16 protein-coding genes and 1 pseudogene are annotated in these 15958 nt (G+C 65.9%); 14 read left to right on the forward strand and 3 right to left on the reverse strand.

Going from position 1 to position 15958, the window contains the following annotated elements; all coding sequences use genetic code 11:
• The first annotated feature begins 25 nt into the window (after positions 1 to 25).
• Positions 26 to 1003, forward strand: coding sequence for a glycosyltransferase (locus ACJEIK_RS07115; RefSeq protein WP_204158620.1), 978 nt, complete (start codon positions 26 to 28; stop codon positions 1001 to 1003).
• 37 nt (positions 1004 to 1040) lie between these two features.
• On the opposite strand, the gene ACJEIK_RS07120 is transcribed toward ACJEIK_RS07115, so the two are convergent.
• A complete protein-coding gene (locus ACJEIK_RS07120) occupies positions 1041 to 1919 on the reverse strand; it encodes an NYN domain-containing protein (protein ID WP_409431245.1) in 879 nt (292 codons plus the stop codon).
• A gap of 82 nt (positions 1920 to 2001) precedes the next feature.
• On the opposite strand from ACJEIK_RS07120, the gene ACJEIK_RS07125 reads away from it, so the two are divergent.
• The 4 genes and pseudogenes from ACJEIK_RS07125 (at position 2002) to gyrB (ending at position 7199) form a co-directional block, all read left to right on the forward strand.
• Positions 2002 to 2877: a formylglycine-generating enzyme family protein gene (locus ACJEIK_RS07125; RefSeq protein ID WP_409431246.1), complete on the forward strand. Its 876-nt coding sequence runs from the start codon at positions 2002 to 2004 to the stop codon at positions 2875 to 2877.
• Positions 2878 to 3096: 219 nt separating this feature from the next.
• Positions 3097 to 3800 (forward strand): annotated as a pseudogene (locus ACJEIK_RS07130) (GntR family transcriptional regulator).
• A gap of 70 nt (positions 3801 to 3870) precedes the next feature.
• A complete protein-coding gene (locus tag ACJEIK_RS07135) occupies positions 3871 to 5223 on the forward strand; it encodes an arylsulfatase (RefSeq protein ID WP_409431247.1) in 1353 nt (450 codons plus the stop codon).
• A 62-nt stretch (positions 5224 to 5285) separates the two neighbouring features.
• Positions 5286 to 7199 (forward strand): DNA topoisomerase (ATP-hydrolyzing) subunit B, encoded by a 1914-nt coding sequence (gyrB, locus tag ACJEIK_RS07140; RefSeq protein WP_406802721.1) that lies wholly within the window; start codon positions 5286 to 5288, stop codon positions 7197 to 7199.
• Positions 7200 to 7203: 4 nt separating this feature from the next.
• Here the strand turns inward: gyrB and ACJEIK_RS07145 are convergent, their stop codons facing one another.
• On the reverse strand, positions 7204 to 7524 hold the full coding sequence (locus ACJEIK_RS07145; RefSeq protein WP_406802719.1) for a DUF202 domain-containing protein: 321 nt from the start codon (positions 7522 to 7524) through the stop codon (positions 7204 to 7206).
• Positions 7521 to 7889 (reverse strand): YidH family protein, encoded by a 369-nt coding sequence (locus ACJEIK_RS07150; protein ID WP_406802718.1) that lies wholly within the window; start codon positions 7887 to 7889, stop codon positions 7521 to 7523. Before ACJEIK_RS07150 ends, ACJEIK_RS07145 begins: the two co-directional genes overlap by 4 nt.
• Before the next feature lie 201 nt (positions 7890 to 8090).
• Here ACJEIK_RS07150 and ACJEIK_RS07155 point away from each other — a divergent pair, with 201 nt between their 5' ends.
• From ACJEIK_RS07155 to ACJEIK_RS07195, 9 genes are all read left to right on the forward strand, one after another.
• A complete protein-coding gene (locus ACJEIK_RS07155; protein ID WP_406802717.1) occupies positions 8091 to 9542 on the forward strand; it encodes an ABC transporter substrate-binding protein in 1452 nt (483 codons plus the stop codon).
• Between the two features lie 28 nt (positions 9543 to 9570).
• Positions 9571 to 10458, forward strand: a complete 888-nt coding sequence (locus ACJEIK_RS07160) for an ABC transporter permease (RefSeq protein WP_406802716.1) — start codon at positions 9571 to 9573, stop codon at positions 10456 to 10458.
• Positions 10455 to 11204, forward strand: coding sequence for an ABC transporter ATP-binding protein (locus tag ACJEIK_RS07165; protein WP_406802715.1), 750 nt, complete (start codon positions 10455 to 10457; stop codon positions 11202 to 11204). Before ACJEIK_RS07160 ends, ACJEIK_RS07165 begins: the two co-directional genes overlap by 4 nt.
• A 29-nt stretch (positions 11205 to 11233) precedes the next feature.
• Positions 11234 to 12718 (forward strand): SulP family inorganic anion transporter, encoded by a 1485-nt coding sequence (locus ACJEIK_RS07170; protein WP_406802714.1) that lies wholly within the window; start codon positions 11234 to 11236, stop codon positions 12716 to 12718.
• A gap of 96 nt (positions 12719 to 12814) precedes the next feature.
• Positions 12815 to 13408: a DsbA family protein gene (locus tag ACJEIK_RS07175; RefSeq protein ID WP_406802744.1), complete on the forward strand. Its 594-nt coding sequence runs from the start codon at positions 12815 to 12817 to the stop codon at positions 13406 to 13408.
• Positions 13409 to 13800: 392 nt separating this feature from the next.
• The gene (locus ACJEIK_RS07180) at positions 13801 to 14001 is read left to right on the forward strand and encodes a hypothetical protein (RefSeq protein ID WP_061007255.1); all 201 of its coding nucleotides are present in this window, start codon (positions 13801 to 13803) and stop codon (positions 13999 to 14001) included.
• A 354-nt stretch (positions 14002 to 14355) separates the two neighbouring features.
• Positions 14356 to 14640 carry a type VII secretion target gene (locus ACJEIK_RS07185; protein ID WP_409431665.1) on the forward strand — a complete coding sequence of 95 codons (285 nt, stop codon included), beginning with the start codon at positions 14356 to 14358 and terminating at the stop codon, positions 14638 to 14640.
• A gap of 3 nt (positions 14641 to 14643) precedes the next feature.
• On the forward strand, positions 14644 to 15189 hold the full coding sequence (locus tag ACJEIK_RS07190; RefSeq protein WP_409431248.1) for a WXG100 family type VII secretion target: 546 nt from the start codon (positions 14644 to 14646) through the stop codon (positions 15187 to 15189).
• Entirely contained in the window at positions 15078 to 15938 is an 861-nt protein-coding gene (locus ACJEIK_RS07195) for a hypothetical protein (RefSeq protein WP_409431249.1), read from the forward strand. The genes ACJEIK_RS07190 and ACJEIK_RS07195 overlap by 112 nt, the downstream gene beginning before the upstream one ends.
• Positions 15939 to 15958: the final 20 nt, after the last annotated feature.

Below are 15958 nucleotides of genomic sequence, written 5' to 3' on the forward strand. Positions count from 1 at the left end.
CCCCAAGTTCGACCACCTGCTTGCGATGACCGATCGGCAGGGCACTTTCGCGTGTGCCTGTGGCGTAGAACCACGCCGCGAGAGTGGCTACTGCACCGACGATATGGCCAGGGTCCTGGTAGTGGCCAGCCGTGAGCCGGACGCCGGCGACGAAGTCCACGTGCTGGCCAAGTTGGCGGTGAAGTTCCTGAACGGCGCGCAATCATTCTCGGGTGGCTGCCGTAATCGGATGGACCGTAACGGCCACTGGGCTGACGATTTCGCTTTCGACGACTGCTGGGGTCGATGCCTGTGGAGCTTGGGCACGGCCGCCGCACACAGCGATCTCGGTTTGGTCCGTAGTCTGTCGGTGGTGCAGTTCGGGCGCTCTGTTCGTGGTCGCTCCACGCGGCCTCGGGCGATGGCATTCGCGGCACTCGGTGCCGCGGAGTTGCTCAAGGTCGATCCCGGCCATGTTGAGGCGCACCGGCTCATCGACGACTACGCCACAGGTGTTGCGGCGCCGGGTGATGATTCGGATTGGCCGTGGCCGGAGGCTCGCCTGACATGCGCAAACGCATTGCTACCCGAGGCGATGATCGCCGCCGGCGATGCGCGCGGGGATTCGGCGCTATGCCAGCGCGGACTGGACCTTCTGGAGTGGCTGATCGATTGCGAAACCATTGACGGGCGCCTGTCGGTGTGTCCTGTCGGCGGCTGGGCGGCCGAGGAAGCGCGGCCAGGCTTCGATCAGCAGCCGGTTGAAGTGGCGGCGCTTGCCGATGCCTGCGCCCGAGCCGCGGGCGTTGATGCCAGTGCCATCTGGCCCAATACCGTGCGGGCTGCTGCGGCGTGGTTCCAGGGCGTCAACGACGTCGGAGCTGTGATGTGGGATCCGGCAACCGGCGGCGGATTCAACGGATTGCACGCCGACGGCGCCAACCCCGATCAGGGCGCCGAGTCGACGCTCGCGGTGCTATCCACATTTCAGCAGGCGCACCGACTGATCGCCGTGACGCAATGACTTCCGCGCGGCGGGTGCTGGTCTTCCGGTGCGTTGATCAGTTGTCCGCGGTCGTTGCGCGCAACCGCACCATTCGCGTCGTTGAGCTCTCGTCCAACTCGACGACGTCGGTTCGCGAGCGCAGGAAATCGCTGAAAGACTTGAATCCCAAAGCTTTTTCGCTGAACGAGGGATCCATCCGCTTCATCTGTGCCTTGACCGCGGAGTTGTGCAGCCAGTCGACGTCGTCCTTCTCCAGCCCGATCTGCAACGCGCGGGTCAGCAGGGCACTGGCGGAAGTCTGCGGGTCTGGCGGTTCAGGCTCGTCGTTCTCGGTCTTGGCGGCGCGACGGGTGCGCTTCGGCGGCGCGGGTGCGGACGGGGTTTCCAGCGCCGGGACGCCGGGCAGCGCGTCGTAGGTGACGAACTCGTCGCACGCCGCGGCGAGTGCTCGGCTCGACGAGCCCGCCACGCCGATCCCGACTACATACCGGCCGAGGCGCTTGCAGCGCTGAGCCAGCGGAATGTAGTCGGAATCGCCCGCCGCGATGACGACGTGGGTGAGGTCGGGCAGCCGGAACATGTCTTCGACGGTGTCGACGGCCAGCCGGATGTCGGCGCCGTTCTTACCGTAGGCCGCGGCGGGGAAGAGCTGCACGAGGTCGACGGCGCGGCCGACGAGCTGCTGCTGGTAGCCCGCGTTGACCTCGGCGGACCAGTCGGCGTACGCGCGAGTGAGCACCAGCGTGCCGAAGGACGACGCGAAGTCGAGGACCGCGCCGACGTCGACGGTGGCCGTCGTCAATCGGTCTGGATCGAGTCCCTTGGCCTTGTCTTTCTGAAAAGAGTTGCGGCCGTGGACCTGGTCGTAGCGCGAGATGACGATGTTGTCGAAGTCCAGGAAGACCGCGACGCGGGTCGCGGCGGTGTCGGTCATGAGCCCAGTCTGGTGCATCGGGGGAGTGTCGAGGCGCGGAATTCGCCGGGCGCGTCGCGCATCGGCTGCTTAACCTGTCGGGATGCTCACGGAATTGACCGCCCTCCCCGGCGGGTCGTACCGCATGGGATCGCATGACTTCTACCCTGAGGAAGCGCCGGTGCATGAGGTGACGGTCGCGCCGTTCTCGATCGAACGGCACCCGGTCACCAATGCCCAGTTCGCCGACTTCGTGGCCGCGACGGGGCACGTGACGGTCGCCGAGCAAGAACTCGATCCGGCGCTGTTCCCCGGCGTCCCGGCCGACGACCTCGTCCCCGGCGCGCTGGTGTTCCAACCGACGACGGGCCCGGTGGACCTGCGGAACTGGCGCGCCTGGTGGACGTGGGTGCCCGGGGCGTGTTGGAAGCACCCGAAGGGACCGGACTCATCCATCGAGGACCGGCTCGACCATCCGGTGGTGCAGGTCGCGTACCCCGACGCCGCGGCCTACGCCGCCTGGGCGGGGAGGCGGCTGCCGACCGAGGAACAATGGGAGTATGCCGCCCGCGCCGGGGCGACCACGGTGTACGCGTGGGGTGACGAGGTCCGGCCCGACGGGCAGCTGATGGCCAACACCTGGCAGGGCCAATTCCCGTATCGCAACGACGGCGCCCTCGGCTGGGTCGGTACCTCGCCGGTTGGCACGTTCCCGCCCAACGCTTTTGGCCTGTTCGACATGATCGGCAACGTGTGGGAGTGGACCCGCACCCGCTACACGCCGCGACACCAGGCCCACGCTGAGGTGTCCGGTTGCTGTCCGCCGCCCGGTGGCGACCCGTCGGTGATGCAGACCCTCAAGGGCGGCTCGCACCTGTGTGCGCCGGAATACTGCCATCGGTACCGGCCGGCGGCGCGGTCGTCGCAGTCGCAGGACAGCGCGACGTCGCACATCGGCTTCCGCTGCATCGCCGATTGAGGTGGCGAAAGCGGCCTCTAAACGCCGCCGCATAGTCCCTGGCCTAGGGCTTTACCTTCGATCGGGTGGCGTAACACGCTACGTATCGCCACCTGTGGTCATCGGTGGCACAGTGAGTTCATGACCCGCCGCCCGCACATCCCGCCGAAGGACTTTCCCCGTCCTGCGGCCCGGGAGTACGCGGGCACCCGCGCCGATGCAGCCCGCTGGGCGCGCGACGTGCTGCGTGGCCAGATCCTCGACGGCGTGTACGGCGGCCTGGCCGCGGCGCGGCCGCTGCGCCGCCGGAGAACGAACTGGCCGCCGAATTGGGCGTGAGCCGCAACGCAATTCGCGAGGCGCTTGAACTCCTGCGCGGCGAGGGATTGATCACCCGGGTGCAGGGCGCCGGGACGTTCGTCACGGGCGCGAAGCTCAGCCAGCGGATCGACCGATTGGAAGGCCTCGCCGAATCGCTTGCCGGGCATCAACTTCCGGTGGAGAACACCGTGATGTCGGCACGTGAGTCGGTCGCCTCCCCGTTCGTCGCGGCGAAACTCCAAGTGGCCGAAGGCGCGCCGATACTCTTCATCGAGCGACTGCGGTCGGTGGGCGGGGTGCCGCTGTCCCTGGACACCACGTCGTTGCGGATCGGGGCCATCCCGGTCGACGCCAATCTGGCCGACCAGGAAGTCTTCTCGCTGATCGAGACCGAACTCGGGATGCGCCTGGGCTGGGCCGAGATCACCGTCGAATCGGTCTCGGCCGACGCCGACACGGCCAAGCTCCTGCAAATCCGTCCCGGCGCACCGCTTCTGCTGCTGCACCGGCTGACCCACCTCGAAGACGGCACCCCCTTCGACCTTGAAACCGTGCGGTACCGCGGCGACCGCTGTTCGTTGATCACCACCGCCGCACGAGACTCCGCGCCGCCGCCACCGTAGCCGGCACTTCCGCAGTCGATCACCCAATCCCCTTACCGATTAACACAATCGACAGAGAGGTAGTACAACCATGCCCGAACAACCCAACATCGTCTATTTTCACGTCGACAATCTCGGCATGGGGGAGCTCGGCTGCTACGGCGGCGGCATCCTGCGCGGGGCCGACACGGTCCGGATGGACGCCTTCGCCGCCGAGTCGCTCAAGCTGTCGCACTTCGTCGTCGAACCACAGTGCACGCCCACCCGTTCGGCATTGATGACGGGCCGGTACCCGATCCGGTCCGGCAACCACACCATCGCGCTCGGCGGCAACGGCGGCGGCATCGTGGCGTGGGAACGCACCATGGGCGACATCCTGTCCGAAGCCGGTTATGCCACAGCCTGTTTCGGTAAGTGGCACATCGGTGCGGAGGACGGCCGCTGGCCGACTGATCACGGCTTCGACGAATGGTACGGACCGGCCCGCACCTACGACGAGTGCCTGTGGCCCGACGACCCCTGGTACAAAGCCGAGCGCGACGGCTACTCCTACATGTACGACGGCACCAAGGAAGGTGGCGTCACGACCACCGACCAGCAGCTGACGGTCAAGCTCAAGGGCGAGGTCGACGGCGAATACGATCGCCGGGCAAAGGCTTTCATGACGCGCAGCGTCGATGCGGGCAAGCCGTTCTACCTGTATCACAACCACTCGCTGATGCACTTCCCGATGGAGGTCCGCCCGGAGTTCAAGGGCAAGAGCACCAACGGCAACTGGGGCGACTCGCTGCTGATGCTCGACCACGACTTCGGCAGCATCCTGGACTACCTCAAAGAGCTGGGCATCGAGGACAACACCATCGTGATCATGGCCGGCGACAACGGCGCAGAGGATCACCTGGCCGGCCGGGGTACCGCGGGCTTCTTCGACGGCTCCTACTTCAGCTCGGCCGAGGGCGGCATCCGGACACCGTGCCTCATCCGGTGGCCCGGTCATGTGCCGGTGCGGGAGAGCAACGAGATGGTGCACGTCACCGACATGTTCCCGACGCTGCTGCGCTGGGTGGGTTGCGACGTACCCGACGACCGCATCATCGACGGCATCGATCAGCGCGAATTCTTCGGCGGGGCAGAGGAATCCAAGCGCGACGGCTGCATGGTCTGGCTCAACGAGGAGCTGCACGCGGTGAAGTGGTCGCAGTTCAAGATCAACTTCAAGCGGCAGCAGCACTTCCACGACCCGGAGATCCCTTTGGGCTTCGCCCGCATCACCAACCTCCTCGAGGACCCGAAGGAACGCGAGGCCGTCAACCAGACCTGGGTGCGGTGGTGGGTCATGCAACACGCCTACCGGTTCATCCAGGAATTCGAAGCCAGCGTGGAGACCGAACAACTCATCCCGGCCGGGGCGCCCATCGATTTCGTCCCCGAACGCAACCAGTAACACCAGCGGAGTACGGCCCCTGCACGTCAGGGGCCGTACTCGACTGTCGAAGGAGTGCAGCCGTGTCCAGCTATGGCGCCCAATCGATCACGATTCTCGAAGGGCTCGACGTCGTCCGGAAACGCCCCGGTATGTACATCGGGTCGACCAGCGAGCGCGGCCTGCATCACATGGTGTGGGAGGTGGTCGACAACGGCGTCGACGAAGCCATGGCCGGCCACGCCAGCCGCGTCGATGTCACGCTGCTCGACGATGGCGGCGTCGAGGTCAGCGACGACGGCCGCGGCGTCCCGGTTGCCATGCACGCCACCGGGATTCCCACCGTCGACGTCGTGATGACCCAACTGCATGCCGGCGGCAAGTTCGACGGCGACTCCTATCAGGTGTCCGGCGGGCTGCACGGCGTCGGGGTCTCGGTGGTCAACGCGTTGTCGACACGGCTCGAGGTGTGCATCAACCGGGACGGGTACGAATGGTTTCAGCACTACGACCGCTCGGAGCCCGGCACCCTGCAGAAGGGTGAGCCGTCGACCCGCACCGGCACCACTGTCCGATTCTGGTCGGACCCAGACATCTTCGAGACCACCGAGTACAACGCCGAGACCATTGCCCGCCGCCTGCAGGAGATGGCGTTCCTGAACAAGGGGCTCGTGCTGTCGCTGACCGACCGGCGGGTGCCCGCCCCGGAGACCCGTGTCTTCCACCACCCCGGCGGGCTGATCGACTACGTCCGCCACATCAACCGGACCAAGAGCGCCATTCAGCCGAGCATCATCGCGTTCGACGGCGCGGGGGACGGCCACGAGGTCGAGATCGCCATGCAGTGGAACGCCGGTTACTCGGAGTCAGTGCACACCTTCGCCAACACCATCAACACCCACGAGGGTGGCACGCACGAGGAGGGCTTCCGCGCGGCGCTGACGAACGTGGTGAACAGGTACGCCAAAGACAAGAAACTGCTCAAGGACAAAGACCCCAACCTCACCGGTGACGACATCCGGGAAGGCCTCGCCGCCATCATCTCCGTCAAGGTCGCCGAACCGCAATTCGAAGGGCAGACCAAGACCAAGCTCGGCAACGCGGCCATCCGCTCGTTCGTGCAGAAGGTGTGCCACGAGGAGCTGACGCACTGGTTCGAGGCGAATCCGGCGGAGGCGAAGGTCATCGTCACCAAGGTGGCGTCGTCGGCGCAGGCTTGTGTCGCGGCGCGTAAGGCGCGGGAGTTGGTGCGTCGCAAGAGCGCCACCGACATCGGTGGTCTGCCGGGCAAGCTGGCGGACTGCCGTTCCACCGATCCGACGAAGTCGGAACTGTATGTGGTGGAGGGTGATTCGGCCGGTGGCTCGGCCAAGAGTGGCCGGGACTCGATGTTCCAGGCGATCCTGCCGCTGCGCGGCAAGATCATCAACGTCGAAAAGGCGCGCATCGACCGGGTATTGAAGAACACCGAGGTGCAGGCCATCATCACGGCGCTCGGTACGGGTATCCATGACGAGTTCGACCTGTCGAAGCTGCGGTATCACAAGATCGTGTTGATGGCCGACGCCGACGTCGACGGCCAGCACATCTCGACGCTGCTGCTCACCTTGTTGTTCCGCTTCATGCGACCACTCATCGAGCATGGTCATGTGTTCCTGGCCCAGCCGCCGCTGTACAAGCTGAAATGGCAACGCAGCGAACCGGAATTCGCCTACTCCGACCGGCACCGTGACGCGCTCCTGGACGCGGGGCTCAAGGCGGGGAAGAAGATCAACAAGGATGACGGCATCCAGCGCTACAAGGGTCTGGGTGAGATGGACGCCAAAGAACTGTGGGAGACCACGATGGATCCGTCCGTCCGCGTCCTGCGTCAGGTCACGCTCGACGACGCCGCGGCCGCCGACGAACTGTTCTCGATCCTGATGGGCGAGGATGTCGAAGCCCGCCGGGGCTTTATCGTGCGCAACGCCAAGGACATTCGTTTCCTCGACGTGTGACGAATCAGCCGAGCGGCATGAGATAGATCAGCACCAGCACACCTTCGGCGATCACCGCGAGGCCAACAGCCGGCAGGTACCGCATACCGGAGTAGTGCCCTTGCGCCAACTGTCGACGCCGGCTCACCCCGATCCGGCACACCACGGCGGCAAGCACCGCGACGGCGGCCACGAGGGCGATCCGCGTCGCGTTGTGACCACCGCGGAAGGTATCAACGTTGCGCAGCAACACCAGAACTCCCGAGGTCGCGATTGCCAGCGCTGTCCGGTTCCAGGCCAGGGCCGTGCGTTCGGCCTGCAGTCCGCGATCCTGGGCGACCGTCATCGCACTGTGGCGCTGAGCGCCAGGACGACGGTGATCAGTCCGATCAGCGCCAGGCCGGTGGTCAGGAAGGTAGGAGCCGAGGCTTGCGGCAGCGGCTCCTCGTTGCGGATGGCCCGATCCACCTGGCTCCAGCGCCGCAGTCCCGCGACCGCCGTCAACACGGCCATGACGCCGACGCCGACGCCCAGGACGTGCCGCAGGCCCGGGATGGCCAGCTCCGGCATGAACTGGACGACCGCCACCGCGGCGGCCATCAGACCGAGCGACGTGCGCTGCCACGCCAGGAACGTGCGCTCATTGGCGAGGGTGAACCGGTAATCGGGCTCGATCGGGGTACGCGCGGCCGTCACGCTCGAAATGTCCATGGCTACAAGACTTTCCGAAAACTCTGTGTCGTGCCAGGGCGCCCGAGGTGGCGTAACAGAGTGTTAATTCACGGTATCCGCGGCGCGGCGCAATCCGGTCGAATAGGCCTCTGACCTGCGGTTTCCACCGTCGCAGATGGCGTAACTACCGCGCAACCTCAGATGACAGCGAGGTAACAGAAACGGTTGACCCTTGTGGACATGGACAAGCAACAGCGCACTGGCAGCCCGTGGCAGGCCCGCTCGGTTGCTCTGCTGACCGCACTCACGGTTGGTGGAGCCCAACTGCTGACAGGGTGCGGCCTGCTGTCGGAACCCACCGTCGTCGTCAACGTCGGCTACCAATCCAAGACCATCAACACCGTCAACGCCGGCACGCTTCTGCGCGATCGTGGCGACTTCGAGAACCAGCTCAAAGAACTGGGCGCGGCCACCAACACGAAGTACCGGGTGGTGTGGCAGGACTTCGCGTCCGGTGCGCCGCTGACGGCGCAGATGATCGCCACCCACGTCGACATCGGATCGATGGGCGACTACCCGCTGCTGACCAACGGCTCCAAGACCCGCAAATACGATGACGCGGCAACGGAATTGGTCGCGACCACCGGCTACAACCTGCGCGGCTCGCTGAACCAGGTGGTGGTGCGGCCGGACTCGTCGGCGCGCACCCTCGCCGACCTGAGCGGTAAGAAGGTGTCCACCAGCCTCGGATCGGCCGGCGACGGCATGTTGTCGACTGCGGTGAAAACCATTGGCATCAGCAAGGACTCACTGCACGTCGTCAACCAGGACCCGTCGGTCGGTGCGTCGTCCATCGACGGCGGTCAGGTCGACGCCCTCGCGCAATTCGTGCCATGGCCGCAACTGGTGATCTACCGCAACCAAGGACGGCTGCTCTACGACGGTGGTGACAACAACGTGCCCACCTTCCACGGCGTCGTCGCGCGCCGGCAGTTCGTCGACGGCCATCCCGAGGTGATGGCGGCGTTCCTGCGGGCGATGAAGAGCACCACCGACGAGATCGTCGCGCATCCGCTCAAGTCGGCTCTGCGGGTCAGTGCGCTGACCGGGATCGAACCCGAGGTGATCTATCTGTACAACGGCCCCAACGGCTTCGTGAGTTTCGACATGACACTCAAGGACCAGGTGCTCGCCGCCTTCAAACCGATCAAGGCCTACCTGGTCGGACGCGGCGCGGTGACAAAGGATTTCGACGTCGCCAGATTCGTCAACGACGGATACCTGCGGCAGTTGTTCGGACCCGACTACGCGCAGCGGCAGGCCAGTGTGGCCAATCCGATGACGCTCGCCGGTGTCGATGAGGTGTGCGGACTGCCGGTCAACGACGCGGCGCAGGCCTCCGAAGTGTGGGTGTCCGGCACCGACACCGCGGTCTCCGCGACGCCGAGCTGCCTGCTGCGCCGCCTGGCCGCGACACCGCACGTCCGCGCCGCCTACGTGCCCGACACCTTGACCGGACTGCGCATCTTCGGCGATCACGCTGTCTGGCTCGACGATCCGGATGCCCCGCCAACTCAGCGGTACAAGCCGTTCGCCACCGCCGCCGGTGCGGACACCTACCGGACCACTCACCCACAAGCAGCCGCCATCGGCTACACCGCCGCCATCGGCCAATCCCGCACCGCGGGCTGATCACACCATCAGGAGAGAAAGGAAACGCATGACCGAGCTCATGACCAGACCCACGTTGGCCGTCCCTCGCCTGTGGTCGCCGGCGAACCGGACCGGAAAACCGATGCGGCACAAGATGACTGCTCTGCTGTCGACGTCCGCCGCGCGGCGGGTCCCGGCGCTACTGCTGCCGCTGATCCCGATCGCCGTCTTCCTGACGCTGTGGCATCTGCTGACCGCCCACAACGTCGTCGCCTGGCTGCGTTTCAACCGGATGCCGGCCCCGGAGGCCGTGTTCCACACGCTGCTGACGCGGGCCAGCTCGAGCGGCTTCTACGACGACCTACTGGCGAGCCTGCAACGCATCCTGCTGGGCTTCAGCCTGGCCGCGGTGGTCGGCATCGGGCTGGGCGTGCTGATCGGTCGGTCGGAGATCGCGCGAATGACGTTGCGGCCGTTCATCGAACTGATCAGGCCCATCCCGGCGATTGCGTTGGTGCCGCTCACCATCCTGCTGTTCCCGTCCAGCGAGCAGGGCATCGTGTTCATCACGTTCTTCGCCGCGTTCTTCCCGGTGGTGGTCAGCACCATTCACGCCATGGACTCGATGCCGAAGGTGTGGGAGGAAGCCGCGCAGACCATGGGTGCCGGGCGAATGTCGTTGTTGCTCCACGTGATCATCCCGGGTGCGCTGCCGGGGATTTTCGCCGGACTCTCGGTCGCGATGGGCGTGGCCTGGATCTGCGTGGTCAGCGCGGAGATGATTTCGGGCCAGTACGGCATCGGGTATTACACCTGGCAGGCCTACGGGTTGCTCGACTACGCCGGTGTGGTGGTCGGCATGATCTCCATCGGAGCGCTGGGACTTGGGACCGCGTGGCTGGTGGAGCGGGTCGGACGGCGGGTCAACCGCTGGCTGCCGAGGGCCGCCCGATGAGCGCCGGCGCTGTCGATCTGCAGCAGCTGCAACTGGGCTTCAACGGTGTGGTCGCGGCCAACATCAGCCTGGCCATCGAGGGCGGCGAAGTGGTCGTCTTCCTCGGGCCGTCCGGCTGCGGCAAGTCGACCATCCTGCGGGCGCTGGCCGGGCTGCTCAAGCCCATGGGTGGCACCGCCACGGTGGACGGTGCACCGGTCACCGGCAATGCGGCCCAGTGCGCCATGGTGTTTCAGGAAGACGCGCTGTTCCCGTGGCGCAGCGCGCGCAAGAACGTCGAGTTCCCGCTCAAGCTCCGTGGCGTGCGCGGCAAGGAGCTCAAGGAGACGGCGACGGCGCGGCTCGAGCAGGTCGGGCTCGGGGCCTACCTGGACCACCTGCCGAGCCAGCTCTCGGGCGGCATGCGGCAGCGGGTGCAGCTTGCCCGCACGCTGGCCTGCAAGCCGCGGGTGATGTTGATGGACGAGCCGTTCGGCGCCCTGGATGCGCAGACACGGCTGGAGATGCAGCAGTTGCTGATGTCGGTGTGGGAGCAACATAAGATGACGCTGCTGTTCGTCACCCATGATGTCGACGAGGCGCTGCTGCTGGCCGACCGGGTCGTCCTGCTCAGCCACCGGCCCGCCACCGTCGCCGACGTCATCACCATCGAGCAACCCCGCGCCCCCGAGGCGCAATTCGAGGAGTCCTACCAGCGGCGCCGCCGCGACATCCTGGACTTCCTCGGTCATCGCCCGGCCGCCTGACCAAACTGGCTTCCCGCCAAGGAGATTCGATGAGCATCACCCTGCCTGGGTTCCGCGCGCCCGCATCCCGTCCCGAGCGGCCGTCCCTGCTGTCACCCGCCGTGCTGCGCACCGAGGTGCTGGCCGGGCTGGTCGTCGGGCTGGCGCTGATCCCGGAGGCCATCGCCTTCTCCGTCATCGCGGGCGTCGATCCCCGCGTCGGGCTGTTCTCGTCGGTGACCATGGCCATCACCATCGCGTTCGCCGGGGGACGCCCGGCCATGGTGTCGGCCGCGACGGCGGCGGTGGCACTGGTCGTGGCGCCGGTGGCCCACGAGCACGGTGTCGGGTATCTGGTGGCCACCATCGCGTTGGCCGGGGTGATCCAGATGCTGCTGGCGTTCCTCGGAGTCGCCAAGCTGATGCGGTTCATCCCGCGCAGCGTCATGGTCGGCTTCGTCAACGCACTCGCGATCCTGGTGTTCGTCGCCCAGCTCCGGCATCTGATCGACGTGCCATGGCTGGTGTATCCGCTGACCGCGGCGGGCATCGCGATCATGGTGCTGCTGCCCAAGCTGACCACCGCGGTGCCGCCACCGCTGGTCGTGGTGCTGGTGCTGACCGTGGCCGTCGTGGCCTTCGGCTGGCACGTGCCCAACGTGGGAGATCAAGGGGCCCTGCCGGATTCGCTGCCGCTGCCCGGCATTCCGGACATTCCGTTCACCGTGCACACGCTGCAGATCATCGCGCCGTATGCGTTGGGCGCAGCGCTGGTCGGGCTGCTGGAATCGCTGATGACGGCCAAGCTCGTCGACGACATCACCGACACTCCGTCGAGCAAGACCCGCGAGGCGTGCGGACAGGGCGTGGCCAACGTGGTGACCGCGCTGTTCGGCGGCATGGGTGGTTGCGCGGTGGTGGGGCAGACGATGATGAACGTCAAGATCGCCGGCGCCCGGACCCGGCTCTCGACGCTGCTGACCGGGGTGTTCGTCCTGATCCTCGTGCTGGCGCTCGGGGACCTGGTCGGGCGGATCCCGATGGCGGCGCTTGTCGCGGTGATGATCGTGGTGTCCGTCGCCACCTTCGACTGGCACAGCGTGGCGCCGCGGACGCTGAAAGTGTTGCCGCGCAGTGAAACTCTGGTGATGGTCATCACGGTGTGCGCGACGGTCGCCACCGGAAACCTGGCGATCGGCGTCGCGCTCGGGGTGCTTGCCGCGATGGTGGCGTTCGCCCGCCGGGTCGCGCATTTCACCACGGTGTCCGCGGTGGAACCGGGGACGTACCGGGTGAGCGGCGACCTGTTTTTCGTATCGAGCAATGACCTGATTCATCAGTTCGACTACGCGGGTGATCCCGCCGACGTCGTCGTGGACTTGTCGGGCACCGCGGTGTGGGACGCCTCGTCGGTCGCGACGCTGGATGCGATCCGGACGAAGTACGCGTCGCGCGGGAAGACGGTGCGGTTCATCGGTCTCGACGACGCGAGCGCGGACCGGCTGAACCGGTTGTCGGGGCGCCTCGGGATTTAGCGGCGGCGGGTTGCGACGTTGCGCCATGATGGAGGCGTGAACGTGAACTGGCGAGGTGTCCTCGGTGTCGTTGTCGGGCTGCTGATCGGACTACTCATGGGCGGACCGATCGCCGGCCAGGCGCACGCTGCCGCGGCCGCACCCGCCGGGGACGTCATCTCCATCGGTGACCCGCACGCGCTCGGACAGATCGACCTCTACCTCGACCCCATCTGCCCGTTCAGCGGCAAGCTGATCCGGTCCGACGGCGAGGAGCTGGGGCGGCGCATCGACAACGGCGCGCTGCGGGTGAACGTGCGGTTCGTGAACTTCCTCGAAAAGTATTCGGCCAGTGGCACATACGACCAGCGTGCGATCTACGCGGCCTTCGTCGCGGCCGGCGAGTCGAAGTCGAGTGATGTCGCGTGGCGCTTCATCCAGCAGATTTTCGCGACGGAGAACCAGCCGCGTGAAGGCGGCGAGACGGACCTGAGCAACGACCAGTTGGCCGAGCTGGCGGGCCGCGCGGGCGCCCCGCAGTCGGCGCAGGACCTGATCCGGCTCGGCTTGCCCGTCGGCTACGACTCCAAAATCATCGCCGCCAACAACCTCAAGCTCCTGCACGAGTTCCCGGAGCCGGGCGTGCCGCTTGTCGTCATCGATGGACAGGTCGTCAACGACGAGGAGTGGCTGAGCCGGCTGCCGAGCTGAACTGCGCAGTCACCTCGTGACGGGAGCCCGGTGCTGGTGCCGGGCGTACCGGCGCACGTAACGGGCGGCACCGGGCTCGTCTGGGGCAGGTGGTTGCTCTGGCGTGCTACGTCGAGCGTGGCGCTTGGCGTGGTCTGTCGCGGCGTGTCGGCGCAGTAGGCGTCGTCACGTTCGGCGCAGGGCCCACGCGCCACGTACCCGACGTCAGCCGATCGTGTCGGGTATGGGGGCCTCGTCGTTCCTGCCGTATCCCCCGATCGGGGGACAGGACTTTCACCCGGCGCAGGGGCCGGTCGGCGGATACAGGTCGACGGCGGTCGACGGCATTCTTAGTTCAACACCGGAACACACCGGAAAGAACTTGAAAAGCCTTATCCGCCAAAGGAGTCGACATGAACATCACCCGCCGCATCGCCGCCGGATTCGCCCTCGCCGCCGCGCCGGCCGTCATCTTCCTCGGTGCCGCCACCGCGCACGCCGACGTTACGACAGCCAGCAGCCCCGTCGGTACGCACCACGCGTTCCCGCACCAGCAGAACGCCCCGCAGCCGGGCAGCCCGGTGCATCACCACCACCAGCACAACCACCGCTGAGACTTTCTGTCCCCGCTGAGGCCGCCCCTGTCATCGACGGGGCGGCCTTACGCACCTATGCGCCGGGGAGGCCCTAGTGCCGGCGAACAGCGGTCGTAGTGGACCGCGCCAGCCAGCTCAAACTGCTTGTCTGCGTCAGGCAGTTGTCCGGGCTTCGTACCTCGAGCGCGGCAGTCGGCGTGGTCCATCTCGGCGTGTCGACTCAGGAGACGACACGTCTAAGGCCGACTGCGTATCAATGCAACGTCGGCGATGCCAAGCCGTAGCGCGATCCGAATGAATATTGGTGCGGACTGCCATTAACGCGATACGCGATAATGAACTTCGACGCATGTACGGGGGAGGTAGATGATGTTGCTGGTCGATCCTGAGATTCTGCGAGCCTTGGCTGCGCAGGCAGACGGTGCGAGTACCACGATTTCGTCCGCAGACGTCGCTGGAAAGACAACTTCTGCGGCCGACGGACTTGCGGGTTCAACTACTCAGTGGGCCGCCCGAACCGTGGGTGAGCACTTGTCCCAGGTGGCTGCCAAGCTCGCCGACAGTGTTGCCAAGATGGGGCAAGCGGTTCGTGGTGCGGGCGATAAATACGAAGTGGCCGACGACGCGCTCGCGGGCAATTTCGACGGATTGTTCTAGCGGATGCTGCCGTCTCGTACCACGCTCATGGCCTGGAATCCAGACTCGTTGATCACGTCTGCAGCCGCAATCAATTCGGCTGCAGGAAATGTCTCGGGCGCAGTGAAGAAAATCAACCAAGCTTGCCAAGAGATGCCAGAGATGAAGTCATGGTCGGGCCGGGCGCACGATGCGGCTGCTGCGATGTTTACCCGTGCCGACCGTGATGCTTCGAAGTTCTCCGATTATGCGGCTGCCGTGGCGTCGGCGTTGAGCGGTGGCGCGGAGTCAATCGGTAGCGCGCGCAGGACGTTGCTGGCGAAGGCCGATGAAGTTGATGCCGGGCCGCTGAATGTGACTGATCAGTGGGTCGTGCTGATCGACCCTGTGATGACGTCCGAAGATGAGCTGGCCAAGCTGAAGGCACGGGCGCAAGAGGAGCAAGGGGTCATCAACGCATGCTCATCGCCGTCGGCGACGCTGACGACTCAACAGCGAACGCGGTGGTGGCAGCTGGCAACAAATTCGGGTTCGTGGAGGCCGGGCCAGCGACTGATATCGGTGGACTGATGCTCCCGACAGCGCAGCGGCCGCCAGACCAGGTACCGGACCCGACGACGCCTGTCGGCATGGTGAGCCAGGAGGCGATCAGAGCCGCCGATGAACAGCAGAAGGTTCGCGAGGTGATCGAGTCGACGAACGAGAACGGCGAGGCGGTGACGACGGTGATCAAACAAGACGGGAGCAAGTCGGTCAAGACGCGTATGGACCCGTTCGAGTGGCCGACCAAGCAGAGCTTTTACCAGATCGAGGAATTCGACAAGAACGGCAAGTTTGTGGCAAGGACGAGCTCTTGGCACGATCTGACCAACGATGTCGACTACACGTCGATAACCTATGCGGACAATTCAAACCTACTTATGTCCATGGATTCCACGGGATGTAGGAATGCTGGATTCACCACGGCGGACGGACGACACAGTCAGGTACCTGTCGATTTGATTGACAGAATGTCGATGGCGACAGGTGCGGGGATGTCGGGCTTGGAGAAGCACATCGCGCGAGGCGGGTCATTGCCGATGGTGACAGCGGAATCTCTCGAAAATGTTGGCAAGACAATGAAATACGGTGGCCCGGCACTCGCGGCGGCAACCACGGTGTTCGACATGATGATGGCGGATACGCCGAAGGAGCGGTGCGTTGCTCTTGTGTCCGGCGTCGCTGGTGGCGGTGGCGGCTGGGGATGGCGGAAGCTGGCGCGGCGCTGGGCCTCGCAACGGGTCCCTTTGCGCCGGTGGGCGTTCCGCTCTTCGCCGTGATCGGTGGCGGCATCGGGGCA

Source organism: Mycobacterium sp. SMC-16 (genome assembly GCF_046250085.1).
GTDB lineage: Bacteria > Actinomycetota > Actinomycetes > Mycobacteriales > Mycobacteriaceae > Mycobacterium > Mycobacterium phocaicum.

Coding starts and splice junctions, on each gene's coding strand:
- ACJEIK_RS07150 (WP_406802718.1), bottom strand. CDS start 7,889: ATGGACATTTCGAGCGTGACGGCCGCGCGTACCCCGATCGAGCCCGAT.
- ACJEIK_RS07120 (WP_409431245.1), bottom strand. CDS start 1,919: ATGACCGACACCGCCGCGACCCGCGTCGCGGTCTTCCTGGACTTCGAC.
- ACJEIK_RS07155 (WP_406802717.1), top strand. CDS start 8,091: ATGGACAAGCAACAGCGCACTGGCAGCCCGTGGCAGGCCCGCTCGGTT.
- ACJEIK_RS07165 (WP_406802715.1), top strand. CDS start 10,455: ATGAGCGCCGGCGCTGTCGATCTGCAGCAGCTGCAACTGGGCTTCAAC.
- ACJEIK_RS07190 (WP_409431248.1), top strand. CDS start 14,644: ATGCTGCCGTCTCGTACCACGCTCATGGCCTGGAATCCAGACTCGTTG.
- ACJEIK_RS07135 (WP_409431247.1), top strand. CDS start 3,871: ATGCCCGAACAACCCAACATCGTCTATTTTCACGTCGACAATCTCGGC.
- ACJEIK_RS07115 (WP_204158620.1), top strand. CDS start 26: ATGACCGATCGGCAGGGCACTTTCGCGTGTGCCTGTGGCGTAGAACCA.
- ACJEIK_RS07175 (WP_406802744.1), top strand. CDS start 12,815: ATGGGCGGACCGATCGCCGGCCAGGCGCACGCTGCCGCGGCCGCACCC.
- ACJEIK_RS07125 (WP_409431246.1), top strand. CDS start 2,002: ATGCTCACGGAATTGACCGCCCTCCCCGGCGGGTCGTACCGCATGGGA.
- ACJEIK_RS07160 (WP_406802716.1), top strand. CDS start 9,571: ATGACCGAGCTCATGACCAGACCCACGTTGGCCGTCCCTCGCCTGTGG.
- ACJEIK_RS07180 (WP_061007255.1), top strand. CDS start 13,801: ATGAACATCACCCGCCGCATCGCCGCCGGATTCGCCCTCGCCGCCGCG.
- ACJEIK_RS07145 (WP_406802719.1), bottom strand. CDS start 7,524: ATGACGGTCGCCCAGGATCGCGGACTGCAGGCCGAACGCACGGCCCTG.
- ACJEIK_RS07195 (WP_409431249.1), top strand. CDS start 15,078: ATGCTCATCGCCGTCGGCGACGCTGACGACTCAACAGCGAACGCGGTG.
- ACJEIK_RS07170 (WP_406802714.1), top strand. CDS start 11,234: ATGAGCATCACCCTGCCTGGGTTCCGCGCGCCCGCATCCCGTCCCGAG.